15 protein-coding genes are annotated in these 21,427 nt (G+C 73.7%); 9 read left to right on the forward strand and 6 right to left on the reverse strand.

The genetic code is table 11. From position 1 onward, the window contains the following. Window positions 1–26: 26 nt before the first annotated feature. From SKED_RS19165 to SKED_RS15845, 4 genes are all read right to left on the reverse strand, one after another. Window positions 27–1,403, reverse strand: coding sequence for a restriction system modified-DNA reader domain-containing protein (locus tag SKED_RS19165; protein WP_012868186.1), 1,377 nt, complete (start codon window positions 1,401–1,403; stop codon window positions 27–29). A gap of 163 nt (window positions 1,404–1,566) precedes the next feature. Continuing rightward, window positions 1,567–1,884 carry an MTH1187 family thiamine-binding protein gene (locus SKED_RS15835; RefSeq protein ID WP_012868187.1) on the reverse strand — a complete coding sequence of 106 codons (318 nt, stop codon included), beginning with the start codon at window positions 1,882–1,884 and terminating at the stop codon, window positions 1,567–1,569. A 62-nt stretch (window positions 1,885–1,946) separates the two neighbouring features. Beyond that, on the reverse strand, window positions 1,947–2,591 hold the full coding sequence (locus SKED_RS15840) for an SDR family oxidoreductase (protein WP_012868188.1): 645 nt from the start codon (window positions 2,589–2,591) through the stop codon (window positions 1,947–1,949). Window positions 2,592–2,661: 70 nt separating this feature from the next. Then, the gene (locus SKED_RS15845; RefSeq protein WP_012868189.1) at window positions 2,662–5,586 is read right to left on the reverse strand and encodes an FAD-binding and (Fe-S)-binding domain-containing protein; all 2,925 of its coding nucleotides are present in this window, start codon (window positions 5,584–5,586) and stop codon (window positions 2,662–2,664) included. Window positions 5,587–5,810: 224 nt separating this feature from the next. On the opposite strand from SKED_RS15845, the gene pnuC reads away from it, so the two are divergent. Further along, a complete protein-coding gene (gene pnuC / locus SKED_RS15850; RefSeq protein WP_012868190.1) occupies window positions 5,811–6,473 on the forward strand; it encodes a nicotinamide riboside transporter PnuC in 663 nt (220 codons plus the stop codon). Further along, window positions 6,470–7,657: an AAA family ATPase gene (locus tag SKED_RS15855; RefSeq protein ID WP_012868191.1), complete on the forward strand. Its 1,188-nt coding sequence runs from the start codon at window positions 6,470–6,472 to the stop codon at window positions 7,655–7,657. Before pnuC ends, SKED_RS15855 begins: the two co-directional genes overlap by 4 nt. 37 nt (window positions 7,658–7,694) lie before the next feature. On the opposite strand, the gene SKED_RS15860 is transcribed toward SKED_RS15855, so the two are convergent. Continuing rightward, window positions 7,695–8,720, reverse strand: coding sequence for a lysylphosphatidylglycerol synthase domain-containing protein (locus tag SKED_RS15860; RefSeq protein ID WP_012868192.1), 1,026 nt, complete (start codon window positions 8,718–8,720; stop codon window positions 7,695–7,697). Window positions 8,721–8,916: 196 nt separating this feature from the next. On the opposite strand from SKED_RS15860, the gene SKED_RS15865 reads away from it, so the two are divergent. The 7 genes from SKED_RS15865 (at window position 8,917) to SKED_RS15895 (ending at window position 19,553) form a co-directional block, all read left to right on the forward strand. Beyond that, window positions 8,917–10,551, forward strand: coding sequence for a MoxR family ATPase (locus SKED_RS15865; RefSeq protein WP_012868193.1), 1,635 nt, complete (start codon window positions 8,917–8,919; stop codon window positions 10,549–10,551). Between the two features lie 23 nt (window positions 10,552–10,574). Further along, window positions 10,575–11,744, forward strand: a complete 1,170-nt coding sequence (locus tag SKED_RS20375; RefSeq protein WP_169310149.1) for a hypothetical protein — start codon at window positions 10,575–10,577, stop codon at window positions 11,742–11,744. Beyond that, the gene (locus tag SKED_RS15875) at window positions 11,741–13,672 is read left to right on the forward strand and encodes a hypothetical protein (protein ID WP_143755792.1); all 1,932 of its coding nucleotides are present in this window, start codon (window positions 11,741–11,743) and stop codon (window positions 13,670–13,672) included. The genes SKED_RS20375 and SKED_RS15875 overlap by 4 nt, the downstream gene beginning before the upstream one ends. After that, on the forward strand, window positions 13,669–14,355 hold the full coding sequence (locus tag SKED_RS19170; protein ID WP_012868196.1) for a hypothetical protein: 687 nt from the start codon (window positions 13,669–13,671) through the stop codon (window positions 14,353–14,355). The genes SKED_RS15875 and SKED_RS19170 overlap by 4 nt, the downstream gene beginning before the upstream one ends. Next, complete coding sequence (locus SKED_RS15885; protein ID WP_012868197.1) at window positions 14,348–15,994, forward strand: phenylacetate--CoA ligase family protein; 1,647 nt, start codon at window positions 14,348–14,350, stop codon at window positions 15,992–15,994. Before SKED_RS19170 ends, SKED_RS15885 begins: the two co-directional genes overlap by 8 nt. A gap of 179 nt (window positions 15,995–16,173) precedes the next feature. Continuing rightward, complete coding sequence (locus SKED_RS15890) at window positions 16,174–16,968, forward strand: ABC transporter ATP-binding protein (protein ID WP_012868198.1); 795 nt, start codon at window positions 16,174–16,176, stop codon at window positions 16,966–16,968. Then, window positions 16,968–19,553 carry an ABC transporter permease gene (locus tag SKED_RS15895; RefSeq protein WP_012868199.1) on the forward strand — a complete coding sequence of 862 codons (2,586 nt, stop codon included), beginning with the start codon at window positions 16,968–16,970 and terminating at the stop codon, window positions 19,551–19,553. The genes SKED_RS15890 and SKED_RS15895 overlap by 1 nt, the downstream gene beginning before the upstream one ends. A gap of 127 nt (window positions 19,554–19,680) precedes the next feature. Here SKED_RS15895 and SKED_RS15900 read toward each other — a convergent pair whose 3' ends face one another. Continuing rightward, window positions 19,681–21,273: a methyl-accepting chemotaxis protein gene (locus SKED_RS15900; RefSeq protein WP_012868200.1), complete on the reverse strand. Its 1,593-nt coding sequence runs from the start codon at window positions 21,271–21,273 to the stop codon at window positions 19,681–19,683. Between the last annotated feature and the right edge of the window lie 154 nt (window positions 21,274–21,427).

Consider the following 21,427-nt stretch of genomic DNA (forward strand, 5'->3'; position numbering starts at 1 on the left):
CGTCGTGGCTGACGACACCGGATGGTTCAGGCCTGCGGGGCGAGCTCGTCGAGGCTGGGGCCGTGCTCTCCGGCGCGCCACATCCGCCAGCCGTTGCAGCTCTCGGCACCCGAGAGCGTCCGTGCCGCGTCGTCCGGGTCGGTGAAGCGCACGCCGTCCGGTGCGCTCAGCAGGCCGTCGAGGCCGAGCACCACCGCGAAGCGCTCACCCCGTCGGTGCCGCACCCAGACGAGGTCGACGGGAGCGGTGAGCGTCTGCGCGAGGAGGCCGAGACGCACGTGCGCGGGGCCGGGAGACGAGGCGGAGGTTGCGGACGGGACGGTGCTGGCGGACGGAACGGTGCTGGGCGCGGGGGTGGGAGCGGGAGCGGCGCGGACCGTCGGTGCCACGACCGGGGCCTGGGGGTCCGCGACGAGGGTGGAACCACCGGCGCGTGACGGGATCGGCGCCAGCGCAGGGGCGGGGAGCGAGAGGTCCACCCCGCGGGGCACCCGCACCGTGCCGAGGTCGGGGAGCTGCGGGAGGTCACCGGGACGTTCTGGGAGCGCGCCGAGCGCCTCGGGGAGGTCGAGGAACACCGGGACGTAGACGTCGTCGACGACGCCTGGAGCGACGGCGGCTGTGACGGCGGGACGCGAGGTCGGCGGCGCCGGGGCAGGCTGCGGGCGAGGAGGCGGTCGTCGCACCGTCCCCGGCGGGTCTGCCCGCCCGAAGGCCGGCAGGGACCCGGAGGTGGAGGCAGCGGCCGGCCGCACGGCAGCCCGCGGCGCCGGACGGCCGGTCGTGGCCCCGTCCAGGTCGATCGACACCGTGCGGCGAGCGGCGACCTCGCCGGGGCGGAGCACCGACACGTCGAGCAGCGCCCGCCCGGACGGTCCCTCGACGGTCCCGACCGTGAGGACCTGCACGCGCGCGGCGTCGGCCGACACGAAGGAGACCGCGTCGACCGCGTCGTCGGCGATCTCCGCGCACACCAGGACCAGCCGCGCGCTGCGCCCGGTGCCCGTCGCACGCGGCACGCCGTCACGGTCGAAGAACGCCGCGAGGTCGTGGTGGAAGTGGTCCGGGCCCGGCCCGTAGGCGGCGGCGAGGGTGCCCCGCGTGGTCCCGGACGCCCGTCCGGCGCCGCTCAGGGCGACGAGCAGCTGGGCCCCCGCGAGCAGCGGGACCGCCTGGACCACCACGGGGTCGCCCGCCGCGTCGATCGCGAAGACCGTCGCCTCACCCCGGGAGAGCGCGTCGGGGACCGAGGTCCCCGGGAGCGTCATGAAGAGCCGCTCCCCGAGGAGCGTCGGGAGGTGGTCGAGCACGACGGAGAGCACGTCGCCGAAGGACGCGTCGTCAGGGCGCATCGTCGCCACGGGCTCGGCGCGCTGCCCGCCCTCGAGCTCGAACAGGGGCATCGGCCCAGACTAGCGAGCGGGCACCCGCGGGACCAGGGTCCGACGGGGTTCTCCCCCGACCCTCCACGGGCGCCGTCAACCACTGCGCGCCTGGTGTGCGTGCAGGTCAGGCGCGCGGGCCGAGAGCGCAGCCGTGGGCCACGAGCGTGGTGGTGCCAAGGGGTCAGGAGTGCCCGAGCTCCGCCTCGTCGGCGGCGAGCGCGGCCTCGACCCGCTCGACCTTCCCGTCGAGCTCGCCCGTGCGGCCCGGGCGGATGTCGGCCTTCACCACCAGCGAGACGCGGTGCCCGCCGGCGCCGACCGCCTCGGTGGCACGCTTGATGACGTCCATGCACTCGTCCCACTCACCCTCGATCGTGGTGAACATGGCGTCGGTGCGGTTCGGCAGACCGGACTCACGGACGATGCGGACGGCCTCGGCGACGGAGTCCGTGACGGACTCCCCTGCACCGAGCGGGGCGACGGAGAAGGCGAAGAGCATCTGCCCATCGTGCCACCGCGCCGCGCCCGGCGACAGAGGAGCCACCTGGTGGAGGCCCGCCGTCAGTCGAAGAGGTCGCTGATCGGGGTCGGCCCCGAGTTGAACTGGATGGTGCGGTTGACGCTCGCGGTCGAGGCGATGACGGCGGCCGCGACGGCGGCGACGTCGTCGCGCGGGACGGAGCCGCTCTCGAGGTCGTCGCCGACCTCGATGGAGCCGGTGCCCGGGTCGTCGGTGAGGGAGCTCGGGCCGAGGATGGTCCAGCCGAGGCCAGACTGGCGCAGGTGCTCGTCGGCTGCGGCCTTGGACTCGGCGTAGGCGAAGAACGAGTTGTCCTCGGGGACGCCGTGGTCGGTCTTGGCGCCCATGTAGGACACCATGACGTAGCGCGGGACCCCTGCCGCCTCGGCGGCGTCGATCGAGCGGATCGCGGCGTCGCGGTCGACGGCGTAGGTGCGCTCGGGCGAGCCGCCACCTGCCCCCGCGGACCACACGACGACGTCGTGGCCGGCGATCACGTCGCCGATGGACGAGGTGCTGAGCTTCTCGACGTCGGCGACGACGGGCGCGGCGCCCGTGGCGGTGACGTCGTCGCGGTGGTCGGGGTTGCGCACGAGCGAGGTGACCTCGTGGCCGGCGCCCGTGAGCAGCGTGGCCAGCTTGAGCGCGATCTTGCCGTGCCCTCCGACGATGACGATGCGGGTCATGGTGGTTCCTCTCCGGTGGTCCGTCAGGTCGTGGTGACGACCGTCGTGCGACGTCCCCTCGGTCCGGTGCTCAGAGCCTGGCAGCCAGCAGCTCGGCGAGCGCTGTGCCCTTCACCCCGGCGAGGTCGTCGGCCTGGGTGCGGCAGGAGAATCCGTCGGCGAGGAAGACGTCGCCCTCCCCAGCCTCTCTCAGGGCGGGCAGGAGCGCATTCTCGGCGACCGCGACCGACACGTCGTAGTGGCCCTTCTCCATGCCGAAGTTGCCCGCGAGCCCGCAGCAGCCCGCGAGCGTGCGGATCTTCGCGCCCGCGCCCACCAGCAGCGCCTCGTCGGTCGTGTAGCCCATGACGGAGTACTGGTGGCAGTGCGGCTGCACGACCGCGGTGACGTCCGAGAGGTCGGGCATGGTCCAGCCCGAGTCCGGGCCGGGCTTGGTCTCGGGGTCGGTGAGCAGCTCGGCGAGGGTGTGCGTGGCCGTCGACACGGCGTGCGCACGCGGGTCGTCGGGGAACAGGTCGAGCAGGTCCGAGCGCAGCACCGCGGTGCACGACGGCTCGAGCCCGACGATGGGGACGCCGTTCACGGCGAAGGGGCCGAGGGTGTCGAGGAGCGTCGACAGCTTCTTCTTCGCCCCGTCGAGCTGACCGGTGCTGATCCAGGTGAGGCCGCAGCAGGCCTCGCCCTCGGGGACCACCACGTCGTACCCGGCGGCGAGCAGCACCTTGACAGCAGCCTCGGGAACCGACGGTGCGAGAGAGTCGCTGAAGGAGTCGGTCCACAGGACCACCTTCGGCTTGCGGGGTGCCGCACCCGTAGACCCGGTGCGCGACCCGGCCGCGAGGGCGGCGCCCTGGCGCTTCCACCACGTGCGGAAGGGGACGTCGGCGAAGGACGGGATGGAGCGTCGGCTGTCCATTCCGCCGAGGGTGAGTGCGGTCTTGGCCAGGGGCTTGATGCTCAGCAGGCCGTTGACGAGGCGCGGCAGGTAGCTGGCGAGGCGCGCCCAGCGGGGCAGCCAGCCGAGCGCGTAGTGGTTGATCGGTCGCAGCCGGCCCTTGTACGACTCGTGGAGCACCTGCGACTTGTACTGCGCCATGTCGACGCCCGCCGGGCAGTCGCTCGAGCACGCCTTGCAGGACAGGCAGAGGTCGAGGGCCTCGTGCACCTCGGGCGAGCGCCACCCGCCCGTGACGAGCGTGCCGTTGGCCATTTCCTGGAGCACGCGGGCACGGCCGCGCGTCGAGTCCTTCTCGTCCTTGGTCGCCAGGTACGACGGGCACATGAACCCGCCCGCGGGCGTCGAGTCGGCGCGGCACTTGCCGACGCCGACGCAGCGGTGCACCGAGGTGGTGAAGTCGCCACCGTCGTGACCGAAGCCGAAGCCGCCCGAGAGCGCGACGGGCTTGGCCGCCGGGCGGCGCAGGTGCGCGTCGACGGCGTCCGGGCGCACGAGCACGCCGGGGTTGAGGAGGTCGTGGGGGTCGAAGAGCGCCTTGAACTGCTCGAACACGCTGATGGCCTCGGCCGAGTACATCGAGGGCAGGAGCTCGGACCGGGCGCGGCCGTCGCCGTGCTCGCCGGACAGCGACCCGCCGTAGGTGCCGACGAGCGCGGCCGCGTCGGTCATGAACGACCGCAGGACGTCGCCCGACGCCTCGAGCGGGATGTCGATGCGCAGGTGCACGCAGCCGTCGCCGAAGTGCCCGTACGGCAGGCCGTCGACGCCGTACTGCGCCATGAGGGCGTCGAGGTCGCGCAGGTACGCGCCGAGGTTCGCGGGCGGGACCGCGGAGTCCTCCCAGCCCGGCCAGGCCTGCGCGCCCGAGGGCGTCCGGCCGGCGAGCCCGGCGCCGTCGGCGCGGATCTGCCACATGGCGGTCGCCTCGGGGCCCGCGGGGAGGATGCGGGTCGCCGACGTCCCGGAGTCGCGGACGATCGCCTCGGCGTTGGCGAGGGCCTCCTGGGCCGTCGTGCCGCCGACCTCGACCATGAGCCAGCCGCCGCCCGGGGGCAGGGCCGGCACGGAGCCGGCGCCCTTGGCGCGGCGGACCACGTCGACGAGACGGGCGTCGAGGCCCTCGACAGCGAGGGGCGAGTGGGCCAGCAGCGCGGGCACGGCGTCGGCGGCGCTCGGCATGTCGGGGTACCCGAGGACCACGAGGGTCGGGGCGCCGGCGATCGGCACGAGGTTCACGGTCGCGCCGAGGATCGACATGACGGTGCCCTCGGTGCCGACGAGCGCCTTGGCGAGGTTCGTGCCGTTCTCGGGGAGCAGGTGCTCGAGGGAGTAGCCGGACACCTGGCGGCCGAAGCGGCCGAGCTCGGTGCGCAGCAGCGCCATGTTGGCGGTCACGAGCTCGCCGAGACCGGGGACCCGGTCGACGCCCTGGCCGTCGGCGCCCGCGGTGAACCGGCGGCCGCGGCCGTCGACCACGTCGAGCTCGACGACGTTGTCGGCCGTGCGCCCGTAGGCGACGGCGTGCGGGCCGCAGGCGTTGTTGCCGATCATCCCGCCGAGCGTCGCGCGGTTCTGCGTCGACGGGTCCGGGCCGAACCGCAGGCCGTGCGGGGCCGCGACCTTCTGCAGGGATGACATGACCACACCGGGGTCGATGCGCGCGGTGCGGTTCTCGACGTCGAGGTGGTGGATGGTGTTCACGTGCCGTGAGAAGTCGATGACGACGCCCGGGCCCACCGAGTTCCCGGCGCACGACGTGCCCGCACCGCGGGTGGTCAGCGGCACGCCCGCCTCGCGGGTCACGGTGATGGCCGCGAGCGCGTCGTCGACGTCCTTGGGGATGACGACGACCTGCGGCACGACGCGGTAGTTGGAGGCGTCCGAGGAGTACTCGGCGCGGCGCAGCGTGGTGTCGGAGACCTCGCCGTCGACGGCCGCGCGCAGCGACGCGACGAGGGCCGCGTGCGCGTCGGCGGACCGCACCGAGCGCGGTGCGCCGTCGGGACCGTTGATCTCAACCTCTACCGGGGTAGCCACGGGCACATTCTTCCACTGCCCGGCGTGGACGCCGCGAGACGACCGTTCCCCGGACGACACGTCCTCCTGCCCAGGTCGCACGCGGTGCCTCGAGGTCGCACAGACACGCCAGGGCTGGTCCCAGGGTCGGCGTGTCGTCAGCACCGGTGCGACCTCGTAGGCAGGGGTGCGACCTCGTGGGCGTGGGTGCGACCTCGCGGGTCGCGTGTGCGAATCTTGGCGTCATGTCAGCAGAGGAGATCATCGGGTTCGTCACCGGTGCCGTGTGCGTGTTCCTGGCCGTGCGCCAGAACGTCTGGACCTTCCCCGTGGGGATCGTCAACAACGGGGTGTACGTGGTGCTCTTCGCCTCGACCGGCCTGTACGCGGGGGCGGCGCTGCAGGTCGTGTACCTCGTGCTCGGCGGGCTGGGCTGGTACTGGTGGCTGCGCGGCGGCACGGGTGGCGGCGCGCTCACGGTGCACCGGACGCCACGGTGGGTGTGGCCTGCGGCCGTCGTGACCGTGGCCGGACTGGTCGCGCTGCTCGCGTGGGTGCTCAGCACCTGGATGGACTCGACCGCGCCGGTGCTCGACGCGGTGACCACGTCCTTGAGCCTCGTCGCGCAGCTGATGCTGGGCCGCAAGTGGATCGGCAACTGGCTGGTGTGGATCGTCGCGGACGTGATCTTCGTGTGGTTGTACCTGTCCACCGGCCTGTACTTGACTGCGGTGCTCTACACCGGCTTCATCGCGCTGTGCCTCATGGGCCTGCGCGACTGGCGCGCCGCCCTCTCCGCCCCTCTCTCTCATGCCCGTGGCGCGTCCGCAGAGCCCACCGCGGGCGTGCTTGCCGACGCGCCTCGGGCATGGGGAGGGGCTCGGGACGAGGGGCGGGGGGAGCTGTGAGCGGTGCAGGGCTGGGTGGGTCTGCCGGTCGGGGCGGAGGACCGGCGCACGAACGGTTCCGGCACGGGCTGGTCATCGGGAAGTTCTACCCGGTGCACGCGGGGCACCTGAACCTGGTGCGGACCGCGCTCGAGCGGTGCGACCACGTGACGGTCCAGGTCTTGTGGTCCTCGCAGGAGTCGATCCCGGCCGAGCTCCGCGCCCGGTGGATCTCTGACGAGCTCCCCGGCGCGCACGTGGTCACCGGGTTCGACGACGCCCCGGTCGACTACGAGTCGGACGACGCCTGGGACGCGCACGTGTCGGTGATGAAGGACCTCCTCGACGACAGCTGCGTCCCCGGGTGCGAGGTCGAGGCGACGGTCGACGCGGTCTTCACCTCGGACGTGTACGGCGCCGAGATGGCGCGGCGCTTCGACGCCGCCTGGGTGCAGGTCGACCCGGGACGGGCTGCGGTGAGCGTGAGCGGCACCGCCGTGCGGTCCGACCCGGGCGCTCACTGGTGGGCGCTGCCGGGCGCGGTGCGGTCGTGGTTCGTCCGGCGCGTCGTGGTCCTCGGCGCGGAGTCCACCGGGACCACGACCCTGGCCGAGGCCCTGCAGGCGCACTACGGGCTGCCCGCCGTCCCCGAGTTCGGCCGGGAGTGGTCCGAGGTGCGCCCCGGAGGTCTCGAGGCGCCGTGGCACACGGCCGAGTTCGACCTCGTGGCGCGCGAGCAGGCACGCGTCGAGGACGACGCCGCGCGGGGCACGCCGCTCCCCCTCCTGGTGTGCGACACCGACCCCTTCGCGACGACGCTGTGGCACGAGCGATACACCGGGTCGCGCTCGCCGTCCGTCGAGGCCTTCGCCGCGTCCCGCGTGCCCGACCTGTACCTGCTCACCGGCGACGAGATCCCCTTCGTGCAGGACGGCCTGCGCGACGGGGAGCACGTGCGGCACGGGATGCAGCAGCGGTTCCGGGAGGTCCTCGCGGCCCAGGCGGACGCGGGCGCTCCCTGGGTCGAGCTGCGGGGCACGCGGGAGGAGCGCCTCGCAGAGGCGGTGCGCCTGGTCGACGCCCTGGTGGCCACGCCGCGGTGGGTCGCCGACCCGATGGAGCAGCGCGGCCAGGACGTCGGGGCACCGCTGCCCGACCCGGGTCGGACCGTCGAGACGAACCCTGGGGCAGGCCGTCGGGCCTGACTCAGGCCGTCGGGCCTGACTCACCCCGCCGCGTGGCTCAGGCCGTCGGGCGTGACCTGCGGACCGACAGGAGCGGCACGACGCCCGCGGCCAGCGGCACGAGCTGGACGGCGACCCGCCACACCACCAGGCCGGCCACCAGGTCGGAGGCCTGCGCCGGGGTGTGCATGCTGACCAGGGCGACCACCGCGGCGTCGAGCACCCCGAGGCCGAGGAACGGCGTCGCCATCAGCAGGTAGACGCTGAGGAAGCACGCGACCACCACGAGGGTCGGCGCCTGCGAGGGCGGGACCCCGACGAACCGCAGGGCGAGGACGAGGATCGTGGACTCGACCACGACCATCCCGGTCAGGCTCAGCAGGGCAGCCGGCCAGTGGCGCAGCCACCGCGCGGCGACGCGGGCGTGGAACTCGACGACGGTCTTCTCCATCTGCTCCGGGCCGGGGAGCGTGCGCCGGACGCGGTGCGCGACGCGGCCGAGCACCCGGCCCACGGCACCGGCGGAGGTCGCGCTCCGCGAGCCGACGACGAGCACCGCGACGATCGCGGCGCTCGCGAGCCCGCTGAGCACCGCAGCCCAGCCGACGGCGCCCTCCTCACCGACCGTCCAGAGCATGAGGACCGCTCCGGCGACCGGGGCCGCGAGGCGCACCACGTAGTAGAGGATCGAGTTGAGCACGAGACCCGCCATGCCCTGCCCGACGTCGACGCCCCAGGCACGGAACATCGCAGCGCGCGCGACGATGTCGGCTGGCGCGGGGGTGACGGTCGCGGCGAGGTTCCCGACGAGGTCGTTGCCGATCGCGCGGCGCAGACCCAGCCCCTCGGTGAACAGCGCGAGCGGGGTCGACGACAGCGAGGCTCGTGCGACCACCAGCAGGAGCAGCACGGCCACCTGCCACCAGGCCAGGTGGGAGATCGCGTCACCGACGGCAGGCCAGTCGACCCGGCGCAGCGCCCGCACGAGGTACCAGGCGAGCGCCACGACCGCAGCCCAGACGAGCAGCCGGACGGCGGCCTTGACGACGGCGGGCGGGACAGCCCGTCGCGGTGTGCTGGTCATGCGGTCTCCTGCAGGGCTCCGCTGCCGGAGAGCGGCAGGTTCTCGAGGCGGGGTGAGACCCGAATGCTAGCGCGGCGGGCGTCTCGTCCCGGGTGCCGCGCGGCAGCGCTCGTCCCCAGGTGGGGGACGCCTCGTCCCGTCCCCAGCCACCGGTGTCGCCGGGACCACCGGGGCGCCCCGTGGCAGACTCGGCGCTGTGACCCAGCACCCGAGCACACCGCCGGCCGACCACGGGGCCGCGCCCCTCGGCCACGTCTCCGACGCGCCCACGCGTCCTGCTCCTGAAGGCGCCGCAGCGTCCGGGGGCACCGGGGCGTACGACCTCGACGTCGCCGACCTCTTCGGCTCCGGGACCGCGGCAGCCGCGGCCGAGCAGGTCGACCTGGCCGAGAAGCTGCGGCAGGCGTACTTCTGGGTGGTCAACCACGCGATCATCTCCCCGCACTACGACGTCGAGTTCTCCGCAGGGCCGGGCACCCCGGAGACGAGCTTCCGGCTCGGTGACTCCAAGGCGCTGCTGACGCTGCCCTCAGACCAGTCGTACTCGAGCTTCGTCCTGCTGCCGCTCCTCACCTTCGCGGTGCGCGGCCGGTGCCTGCTCATCGGCGGGCCCGGTCGCGGCAAGACCGCGAGCGCCGTGCTCATGGGCGTCCTCGCCGGGTACCCGATCAAGGACGTCCGGCGCGCGATGCAGCACGGCCACCCGCAGCTGACGGTCTCGGACATGTTCGGCACGCCGCTGCCCAAGGACCTCGTGCAGGCCGACTCCCTCGGTGACGTGGACGTGGCCTGGCGCTCGTGGCTGGGCATGCGCGTCAAGATCGTCGACGAGTACAACCGCATCCCGACCCGCACGCAGTCCGCTCTGCTCACCGTGCTCGCGGACGGCTACGTCGAGGTGTTCGACCAGTTCTACGAGACGGGCGAGTCGGCCTGGTACCTCACGGCCAACGACGACGCGGGCGGCGGCACGTACCAGGTGGTCGAGGCGCTGCGCGACCGGATCGACGTCGTGGTGCACGCCCTGCCCTTCAACAACAGGTTCCTCGGCGACCTCGTGGCCCGGGCAGAGCAGGGCATCCACCCGGAGCGCGCGGTGCCCGAGTCGATCGTCTTCGACGACGCCCAGCACGAGCGCCTGCACCGCGAGGTCACCGCCGTGCAGATCGAGCGGCCCGTGCGGCGCCGTCTGGAGTTCTTCGCGAGCCAGCTCGAGCTGCTCGAGGGGTCCGCGTGGCAGTTCGAGTACCGCACCAAGGACACCGCGCGGCTGGCCGGCATCGACCCGCACCTGGTGGCGCAGTCGGACACCGGGCGCGACAGGCTCTCCGACATCGGTGCCCAGACGCTCAACGGGCTCTCGGTCCGCGCCCTCCAGTCGCTCGTGGCCTACGCGAAGGCGATGGCGTACTTCCGAGGACGCTCGAGCGTCGGGCTCGACGACCTGCGCGCCGTGCTGCCCTTCGTGCTGCACGACAAGCTGGTCCCCGACCAGCAGTCGACCGTCTTCGACGACGCCGAGCGCGAGCCGCTGCGCTCCGACCGCGTCTCGTGGATCCGGTCGATGTTCGACGACGCCTGCGCCCAGTACGACGCCTACGGCCTCGACCAGGACGACCCCGTCGGGCAGGTCCTCGACGAGGTCCAGGCCGGGCTCGACTCCCTCGGCGAGGACGTGGTGCTCGACCGGATGCGGCGGATCGAGCAGATCCTCGCCGGCTGGGAGGGCTCGGGCAAGCTCCACGGGCACGTGTACGAGGATGCCCTCGTGCTCAAGTACGCCCACCAGCGGTACACGAACTACCTGTCGTGGCTGCGCTGGGACCGCTGATGGACGTGACCCGCGGAGCCAGCGTGACCGCATCGGCCCCTGCCGCAGAGGCAGAGTCAGGGGCTGGGTCGGCCCCCGCCTCGCCGTGGCAGGAGCAGCTCGTCGCCCAGCGCGAGGTGCTCAACTCGCGGGTCGCGGCAGCCCGCTCGGCGGGTGCGCCGGTGGACGCGCTCCGTGCGGCGCTCGTCGAGATGGCCCCGGCAGCCGACCACCTCGCCCGGTCGATGGCCGAACCGGGCGCCTTCGCCCGGGCGGTGCTCCCGATCGTCGACGCGGTCGTCCGCCTCGTGGCCCGGCGGGCGTGGCACGAGTCCTCGGCCGAGCGGTGGGCGATGCTCGGCGTCGTGCCCTTCGTGGCACGGGCCGTGTCCCGCTCCCCCGAGACGACGATCGACGTCGTGGTGCAGGGCGCGGCCCGGACGGTGCGCGGCGCGGACCTCGGTGCCTGGGGTCGCCGTCTGGCGGCTGCCGACGTGCACCTGCCCGACGACGAGTCCTTCCGGCGCGCCGCAGCAGTCGCCGCGTGGCGGTCCGGGTTCGTGCGCGTCCGGCAGGCGGCTCTCGATGCCGCCGAGCAGCTGCCCGACGCAGCGCTCCAGGCGCTGCTCGACCTTCCGGCACCCACGGTGCCCGGCCACGGCGAGGTGGCCACCGGTCCCCGGCAGGTGCTGGAGGGCAACACGGTCGACCCCTTCTGGTGGCCGGGGTCCCCGACCTCTGGGCCGCTCGCACGCGCCGGAGGGTTCCGCGGCAGCGGTGGCCCCTGGGTCGGGGTTCCCGTCGTGGTCGGCCGGCACCAGGCGCTCACCCCGACATGGCAGGTCTGGGCCGACGACCAGCCCTGGGTCGTCGTCGCCGACGTCCACGGCACCGCCGTCCTGCGCGACCACGTGGCCCGGGCAGACGAGGCGCCCGGGGCGGTCGGCACGTCAGGATCAGCGGGCACGGCTGGCACGGCTGACGCCGCCGACGGGCCCGACGCGTCCGGCGCTGCCGTCGCCACCGACGCGCTGCCGCACCAGCTCCTGGCCGCCGTGTCGCAGCACCTCGGCTCCGACGACCGGCTGACCGGCGTCAGCCCGTCCCGGCCGCTGGCAGCGGCCCGAGGTACGCTCACGGTCCTCGTGTCCCAGCAGACCTCGTACCGCCTCGAGCTCGTGCGGCTCGACCTGGCCAGCAGGGACCTGTGGTGAGACGGCGGGGCAGGGCCGCTGACGGCCCCGAGGAGACACCCCCGACCGCGCTGCCACGCCCCGTCGAGCGCGCCGCAGCGCCCGACGACGCCCGCTTCGCCGCGCTGCGTGCCGCATGGTCCGCCGCGTGGCCCGAGGCCCTCGGGGCATGGGGGCGGTTCACCCGCCTGCACCCGCCGCGGCTGCTGGGAGCAGGCGCGGTCAGTGGCGCGTCCAGCTTCGCGTGGTTCAGCCTCGGCGACGTCGAGGTGACGGTCGACCTCGAGCAGGTGCTCGACCTCGGCATCGAGGACCACGCCGTCGCCGTGCTCGCGCACGAGATCGGGCACCACGTGCACGCCCCGGGCGACATGCTCACCGCCGGCAAGATGACCGTCCAGGCACGTCTCGGCCTGGTCGACCTCGACGACCGGGTCGGCCTCGTCACCAACCTGTGGTCGGACATGCTCATCAACGACCGGCTGCAGACCCGCGCCGGGATCGACATGGTCTCGCTGTGGCGCCGGCTCGGGCCCCCGCAGGGTGACGTCATGCGGCTCGTGCTGCGCACCGACGAGATCCTCTGGTCGCTGCCCGCCGGCACGCTCACCGGTCCGGGACCGCAGCACGACGCCGAGGCACAGCTGCTCTCCCGGCTGGTGCGCACCTACGCGGAGAACCCCGTCGACGGTGTCGGCGGCTTCGCGATGGTGCTGCGGCCCTTCCTCGTCCAGGACACCGCCCCCGGTGGCGGCCAGACCGTCGCGGACCTGCGGTGCGCCCAGCACGAGCACCCGGGCACGCCCGTGCCCGGGCTCGCGACCGACGGCGGTGCGATGCGCCTGCCCGTGCACCCCGCGCTCGACCGCAGCGTCGTCGGCGACCTCGGCCGCGCGGAGAGCGACACCGCACCCGAGGGCGGGCTCCTGCCCGACCCGTCCCCCACGCAGAGCCGCGGGAGCACCCTGACACCGGCCGACTACACGGCCGTGCTGCAGTCGCTGGGGGTCGCGACCACCCCGGAGGCCGCGGCGATCGCCTGGTACCGCGAGCACGCCGCCCGCCACCTCGTCCCCTTCCCGACCACCACCCAGCCCTCCGCGCCCGAGACGCTGCTCGGCGGGCTCGACCCCTGGGAGACCGGCGACGACCTCGCCGACGTCGACTGGACCGCCACGATGCTCGCCTCACCCGTCGTCGTCCCCGGGATGACCACGGTGCGCCGGCACCTCGACACCACGACGTCGACCGAGACCGAGGACCAGCCGGTCGACCTCGACCTCTACCTCGACTCCTCCGGCTCCATGCCCGACCCGCGCCACCAGCCGGCACCCATCGCCCTGGCCGGGGCCGTGCTCGCGCTGTCCGCCCTGCGCAGCGGCGCCCGCGTCCAGGCCACCACCTGGAGCGGACCGCAGCAGGTCGCCGGGACGGACGGGTTCACGCGCGACGCGACCGCGGTCATGTCAGCCGTGGTCGCGTACTTCGGGGGCGGCACGTCGTTCCCCGTGCCGCTGCTCGAGAGGACACACCTCGGCGGTGCTGGGATCGTGGGTGGCCGGGGCGCGAGGGACGGTGCTCACGAGGCGCGTCACCCGACGGCACGGCGACCTGGACCGGGCACCGACCACAGCTCCGGCACCGGCACCGGCACCGGCTCCGGGCAGCACCGTCGCCGGCACATCGCCGTGATCTCCGACAGCGGGGTCGTGAGCATGTTCAGCGACTCCTGGCGCCTCCCGGAAGGCTTCGACCCGCTCACCACGTCGGCAGCCCGCGCGGTGCGCGCCGCCGGCGGGGGCGGGTCCCTGGTGCTCAACGTCGCCGAACCACCCGACCGCTACGTCGACATGGCCCCGGGGTACGCGGTGTACACCGTGACGTCCTGGGACGACGTCGTCCCCTTCGCGAGAGACCTCGCCCGCACCCTCTGGGGGCAGAACGCATGACCACGCCCGACGGACTCGTCGACCCCACCCGCCCGCTGCAGCCCGGTCCGACGCTCGCGACGGTCATGCAGCGCATCGCGACCACGCCTGCGGACCGGCTCCCCGCGCCGGGGACCCTCGACGCCCTCCGTCCGCAGCCGGGGCGTGCCGTCGTCGACCCGACCGCCGTCGTCGCTGACGCCGTCGCCGACCTCGCACCGACCGCGCGACGGTCCCACGAGCAGCTCACCTGGCTGCGCACCTTCTTCTCCGCCCCCGGCGACGCCGGAGACCAGCGGGCCCGGGCCGCGCTCGTGGTCACCTGGGTCCTCGACGACCCGGCGCTGCGCGTCACCCCGGCGCTCGCCGAGGTGCTCGTCGACGGTCGTCGTGCCACCGACTGGGCCCTCACCGTCGTCTCCCGGGTCGCGACCGTCCTCGCCCCCGTCCTCGACCCGCAGACCTGGCCCAGCACCACCGCCACCCGCGAGGAGGCAGCCCGCGCGGTCCTACGGGCCTGCGGGCTGCACCCGGGTGACGAGACCGCCGTCGACGCCGAGGCGCGGTGGCAGACGGTCAGCACGGCCATCCAGCGAGTCGTGCTCGCCCAGCTCGCCGAGGAGGCCCAGCGCACCGAAGAGCTCCAGCGTGCCCTCGCCGCCCGCCGCGCCAAGGAGGCTGCAGCGCAGGTGAGCCATGTCTGAGGTCGACGGGGCTGCCAGCGCGTCGGGCGACGGCAGCTCTGGCTCTCCCGACGCCCGGCCGCTGCCCCGCGGCGTGCCCGACGCCGCGCTCGCCGAGTACGAGGCGCTCGCCGCCGTCGCGCTCACCGACGCCGAGCGCTGGCCGCTCCTCGACGCCGACGGCTTCGCCAGGCTGCAGACCGTCCGTGACCACCCGCACGCGCCCGAGTGGGTGCACGTCTGCGGCGACCGCGTCGTCCCCGACGACGTCCCGCTGCTCGCCCGCCGGGCCGACGAGACCATCGACCGCACGTGGGAGCCGCAGGAGGAGACCTGGGCACGCCCCACGTGGGTCGACGCCCTGGTCGACCGGGTCGCGACCACCGTCCCCCGCTACCGCGCCCAGGCGCGCCGGGACGGACGAGCACCGCGCACCCTGGACGACGTCGCACCCGTGTCACGCGAGGACCTGCTGCGCGACCTCGCGTCCTTCGTCCCGGTCGACGTCCCGCTCGACAGAGTCCTCGAGGGGTCGAGCTCCGGCAGCACCGGCGCCGCGCTCGTCGTACCGCTGCACCCGCTGTCGACCGCCGCCGAGGTCGTCTACCTCACCGCCCTCGCAGCGCAGGCCGGCGTCACCTGGGAGCCCGAGCCCGGACGGGCGTGCCTGCTCAACGTCGTCGACCAGCGGACGGCCTTCACCTACGCCTCCGCCCTCACCACCAAGGGCGGCGCCCCGATGGCCCGGATCAACGTGCACCCCGACGGCTGGCGCTCCCCCGGGGACCGCGAGGCCTTCCTCGCCGACGTCGACGCCCAGGTCCTCAGCGGCAACCCCCTGTCGCTCCTCGCCCTCGCCGACCTCGACGTCGACCTGCACCCGCTCGTCGTGGTCTCCGGCGCCGCGCACCTGACCCCGGGCGCACGCCGACGCCTCGAAGGTCGGTGGGGCGTCCCCGTCGTCGACGTCTACGGGACCCGGGAGGCCGGGCTCGTCGCCGCAGACCTCGACGGGGCACGGGCAGCCGACGGCAGCACCCGCCACACCGTTCTTCCGCGACGCTTCCACGTCGAGGTCCTCGACACCGACGGGGCGCCCGTCCCCGACGGGGAGCGGGGCGACGTGGTGGTCACCGTGGACGACAACCCCTACCTGCCGCTGCTCCGCTACCGCACCGGCGACACCGCGGCACTGGTCCGCGAGCGCGGCGAGGACGGCCGGTGGCGGACCGTGCTGCTCGGTCTCGAAGGACGCGCGGCGGTACGGTTTCAGACCGCCGACGGCCGCTGGGTCCCGTCGGTCGACACCACCCAGCTGCTCCAGGCCTACGGTCTCGCCGCGTGGCACCTGCACCAGGACGCCGACGGCACGGTCCGGCTCGCCGCCCTGCCCGCACGGCCGCACGAGGCAGCAGGTGGCAGGCACGCTGCTCCGGGTGGCGGGGCTGCTGGTCCCGGCGGCGGGTCTGCTGCTCCCGGCGGCGGGGCCGGTCCGACGGGTGGGTGGGCCAGCACGACCGGTGGCTGGTCCGGGGCGTCGGCGCTCGACGCTGCGCTGCGTGCGCTGCTCGGCCGAGAGGTGACCACCAGCGTCGTGACCCGACCTCGGGACCTCGGTCCCGGGGCGAAGCGTCGCTTCAGCTCCGACCTCGACGTGTAGTCGCAGGTCACAGGACTGCGGGTCACCCCAGGGCGCTCCCAGCCCCCTCTCAGGGTCGGGTCAGGGGCGTCCCCCATTCCGGTGCGGTCCGCCGCGCGCCAGGATGGTCGCAGGAGCACGGGTCCGCGCCGAGGCGCACCGTGCCGTCGCCGTCCGCACCAGCAGAGAAGAGCCCGGCCATGTCACCCACCGCCAGCACCGCCTCCGTCCCGCCCGCGGGCGCGGCGGACGCGTCCGACGCCATCGCGTCGGCCCGCGGCCTCACCAAGACCTACGGCAAGGGCTCGACGGTCGTCCGCGCCCTCGACGGCGTCGACGTCGACTTCGCCCGGGGGCAGTTCACCGCGATCATGGGGCCGTCAGGCTCCGGCAAGTCGACGCTCATGCACTGCATGGCGGGGCTCGACACCCCGACCTCGGGCACCGTCGTCGTCGACGGCCTCACGGTCTCCTCGATGAACCAGCGCCAGCTCACCCGGTTGCGGCGCACCCAGCTCGGCTTCATCTTCCAGTCCTTCAACCTCGTGCCGACCCTGACGGCCGAGGAGAACATCACGCTGCCCCTCGACATCGCCCGGACACCGGTCGACCGGGCGTACCTCGCCGAGGTGGTCGAGGCCGTGGGCCTCGGAGACCGCCTGAAGCACCGTCCGTCCGAGCTCTCGGGCGGTCAGCAGCAGCGCGTGGCGTGCGCCCGTGCACTCGTGTCCAAGCCGTCCGTGGTGTTCGCCGACGAGCCGACCGGGAACCTCGACTCCACGTCCTCGCGCGAGGTGCTGTCGTTCCTGAGGTCCTCGGTCGACGACCTCGGTCAGTCGGTCGTCATGGTCACCCACGACCCCGTCGCCGCGAGCAACGCCCACCGGGTGCTGTTCCTCGCCGACGGCCAGATCGTCGCCGAGCTCACCGAGCCCACCCCGGACACCGTCCTCGAGGTCCTCGGCTCGCTCTCGCGCGGGACGGCGGGCGACTGATGCTCCGCGTCGCCCTGCGCAACGTCCGGGCGCACCTCGTGCGCCTCGGTCTCTCCATCCTCGCCGTCGTCCTCGGGGTCTCCTTCGTGGCCGGCACCTTCTCGCTGCGCGAGATGCTCTCTGCCACCTTCGACGGCATCGTCGACGCCGGGACGTCCTCCGACGTGTACCTGCGCGGCGCCGACGACGCGACCACCCTGGTGCAGCAGAACGCGTCCGCCGGAGCGGTCCGCAACACCATCCCCGCCGACCTCGTGACGACCGTCGAGGGCGTCGACGGGGTCGCCCACGCCTTCGCCGACCTCACCGGGCCGCTCGTCATCGTCGGGGCCGACGGCACCGTCCCGCCGACCTCCGGCGCACCGACCTTCGGGCTCGCCTGGTACCCCGACGACCCCGCCACGCCCATCTCCTCCGGTGTCGCCCCGAGCGGTCCCGCCGAGTTCATGCTCGAGGCCGGTTCCGCCGAGACGACGGGGCTCGCGGTCGGCGACACCACGACGCTCGTGGTCGGCGGCCAGCTCACGGAGGCGACGCTCACGGGCGTCGTCGACATGGGTGCCTCGATGGCGGGCGCGACCATCGTGTTCTTCGACGAGCCCACCGCCGCCGCGGCATTCTCGCCCGACGGCACCGTGTCGACGATCTCGGTCCTCGGGGACGGCAGCGTCGACGAGCAGACCCTCGCCGACCGCGTGGACGACGCCGTCCAGGGCTCCGCTGCCTCAGCGGCGTCCTCGCCGGTCGAGGTCATCACCGGTGACACCGCACGGGCCGAGGCCCGGGAGGACATCGCGACGATGCTCGGCTTCGTCGAGACCTTCCTGCTCGTCTTCGCCGGGATCTCGCTGTTCGTGGGCGGGTTCATCATCTCCAACACCTTCGCGATGACCGTCCGCCAGCGGCAGCGGGAGTTCGCGCTGCTGCGCGCCGTGGGTGCGTCGCCGCTCCAGGTCTTCGCGTCGATCCTCGTGCAGGCGGCCGTCGTGGGAGCCGTCGGCGGCGCCCTCGGTGTCGCCGGCGGGCTCGGGCTCGTCATGGCCCTCAAGGTGGTCTTCGAGTCGATGGGCATGGACCTCGCGGGCAGCGTCCCGGTGAGCGCGTCCATGGTCGTGATCTCCCTCGTGCTCGGGATCGTGGTCAGCGTCGTCTCCGCAGCGGTGCCGGCGCGGCGGGCAGCGCTCGTCGCCCCGGTCGAGGCGATGCGCGACGACTCCCCGGCGCAGAGCGCGTCGCTGCGCGTGCGCACGGTCGCCGGGCTGCTCGTCGCAGGAGCCGGGGTGAGCGCCGTCGTGGCCGCCGTGGTGACCGCGGCCCGCGACGACACCGCGAGCACCGGCAGCCTGCTGGGCGTCGGCGCCGCCGCCGTGGTGGTCGGCACCCTGCTGCTCGCCCCCGCGATCGCCACCCCGGTGCTGCGTGTCATGGCGCTGCCCTTCGTGTGGCTGGTCAAGCCGCTCGGGAGGCTCGCGTCGGGGAACGTCACCCGCAACCCCCGACGCACCGCGAGCACAGCCAGCGCCCTCATGATCGGCATGTCGCTCGTCGGCGCCGCCTCGGTGCTCGCGGCCTCCGCGCAGGCCTCGGTGAGCGGCATCGTCGAGACCGAGTCCCGCGCCGACCTCATCGTCCAGTCGGCGACCGGCACCCTGCCGGCCGGCGCCGTCGCCGACATCGACGCGCTGCCCGAGGTCGGGGCCGCCGACTCCATGACCCTCGACCAGTACTTCGTCACCGACAGCAGCGGCGCGGAGGCCACCAGGCTCTACGCGCTCGGCACCGACCCCGGGGTCTTCGGGCGGAGCTGGCAGACCGAGGCGGTCGAGGGAGACCTGGCGACCCTCGACCAGGGTCAGGTGAGCGTGCTGCGCTCGACGATGGTCTCGAACGGCTGGGTGCTCGGTGAGCAGGTCACGCTCAGCACGCAGCTCGGTGAGCTCGACGTGACCATCGGGTCGGTCTTCGACTCCCCCGCGCTCGGTGTCCCGCTCGTCGTCCCCGCGTCGGTGTTCGACCAGCTGTCCGCGGCACCGGCCGACATGGTCACCATGCTGCTGGTCCAGGCAGCCGACGGGGTGGCGCAGGCGGACCTCGACACGGCGGTGACCGCCGCGGCGAAGCCGTACATGATCGTCTCGGTCATGGACGACGAGGAGTTCGTGTCCTCCCTCGCGGACCAGGTGAACCAGGTCTTGACGATCCTCTACGCCCTCCTCGGGCTGTCGATCGTCATCGCGATCCTCGGCATCGTCAACACGCTCGCGCTCTCGGTGATCGAGCGGACCCGGGAGATCGGGCTCATGCGGGCCGTCGGGCTCGGGCGCGCCCAGCTCGCGGCGACCATCACCGTCGAGTCGGTGCTCACCGCGGTGTTCGGGACCGTCCTCGGGCTGGCGGTCGGCGTGGGGCTCGCGGCTGGCATGCCGACGGTGTTCCAGAGCGCCGGGCTCACGGACCTCGTGGTCCCGTGGGGCGGTCTCGGCGTGATGCTCGCCATCTCCGTGGTCGTCGGGATGCTCGCGGCCGTGTGGCCGGCGGTGCGCGCGGCTCGGCTCCCCGTCCTCGAGGCGGTCACCGTCGACTGACCGGCACGCGCTCCCGGTGCACCCACCACGGGCGCACCGGGAGCGCGCGGCCCCTGTCGTCAGAAGGCCCTCAGCGTCAGGAGGTCCTCGGCGTCAGGAGGGCGCCGGGGTCAGGACACCGGCTGCGTCAGTACGTGAACCGCCCGACCTGGCCGCGCATGTCCTCGGCCATGCGCGCGACCTCTGCCACGGCCTCGCCCATCTGCGCGAGGACGTCGGCGCTGCTGGCCGCCTCGGCCGCGACGCTGGTGATGTTCTGCGCGATGTCACCGGACCCGGTGGCTGCCTCGGACACCGAGCGCGACATCTCGTTGGTGGTCGCGGTCTGCTCCTCGACGGCCGACGAGATGGTCATCTGGTAGTCGTTGATGGTCGTGACGATCTCGGAGATCTCACCGATGGCCGTGACGGCCCCCGTGGTGTCCTGCTGGATGCTCTCCACGCGGCGCGCGATGTCCTCCGTGGCGCGCGCGGTCTCCTGCGCGAGCTCCTTGACCTCGGACGCGACCACCGCGAATCCCTTGCCGGCCTCACCGGCCCGTGCCGCCTCGATGGTCGCGTTGAGCGCGAGCAGGTTGGTCTGCTCCGCGATGCTGGTGATGACCTTGACCACCGTGCTGATCTCCTGGCTGGAGGCGCCGAGGCGCAGCACCTGCTCGTTGGTCGACCTCGCGGTCGCGGTCGCCTGGCCTGCCACCTTGGCGGCCTCGGAGGAGTTCTGGGCGATCTCCCGGATGCTCGCGCCCATCTGCTCGGTGCCGGCAGCGACCGTCTGGACGCTGCGCGAGACCTGCTCTGCCGCCGCGGCGACGACCCCTGCCTGGGCGCTCGACTGCTGCGACCCGGCAGCGATCTGCTGGGTCGACGCGGCGAGCTCCTCGGCTGCCGCCGAGGTGGCCTGGGCCACCTGGACGACCGCGCCGATGGTCGTGCGGAGGTTCTGCTGGGCCGTGGTGAGCGCCTGTGCCATGGTGCCGATCTCGTCCGCGCTGGTGGCGGTCGCCTCGACGGTCAGGTCACCCTCAGCCATCGCCTGGAGCGAGGTCTGCACCCCGGAGACGGTGCGCAGCAGGCCGCGCAGCACCCAGACGCACAGGGCGGCGACGACGACCAGCGAGCCGGCGAGCACCGACCACAGGAGGACGAGCGCAGAGGTGGTGATCTTCGCGCCCGACTCGCTCGACGCGAGGGCGAGCTCGGAGAGCCGCTGGGACTCGTCCGCGAGGAGCGCCGCGAGCTCGATGGTCTGGTCGTCGAAGGCACCGGTGACGATCTCCTGGACCGCGTCGGTGTCACCGCTGTCGACCGCCTCGACGACCTCGTCCGCGGTCGCGGCGAAGTCGTCGAGCGCGGTCCTGATCTCGTCGAAGGCCGCAGGGCTGGTGGCGCTGGGCTGGTAGGTGGCCAGGAGCTCGTCGAGGTCGGCTCGGCGCTGCTCGATCTCCGCGCGGCGCTCGGCGCGCTGCTCCGGGTCGACGATCGCGTAGCTGAGGTAGCGAGCACGGTCGCCGTTGTAGGCGCGGCGGACCTGCCCGAGCTCGTCGAGCGGGACCGCGACGTCCTCGTACATCTCCTGCCCGTTGCCGCTGAGCTCGAGGAGGCGGTAGGACGCCAGCCCGGTGAGCGCGGCTGCGACGAGCGCGAGCATGACGAGCAGGGCGGCGATCTTGGTGCCGATGGAACGGTCTGAGAACCACGAGTGCCGTGCGTGTACGGCCATGGGAACCTCCGGGGACGGGCCCGCCGTGGCGGGCGCGGTATTCCCGACCAGAATGGTCAGGACACCCGTCCCATCGACGCACGCACTTCACGCAGGAGGCCCCCAGGAGGCGAAAACGCTTGAGACTTCAAGCACACTTTCTGGGACGAGGGGT

The sequence above is a fragment of the Sanguibacter keddieii DSM 10542 genome (assembly GCF_000024925.1).
Taxonomy (GTDB): domain Bacteria; phylum Actinomycetota; class Actinomycetes; order Actinomycetales; family Cellulomonadaceae; genus Sanguibacter; species Sanguibacter keddieii.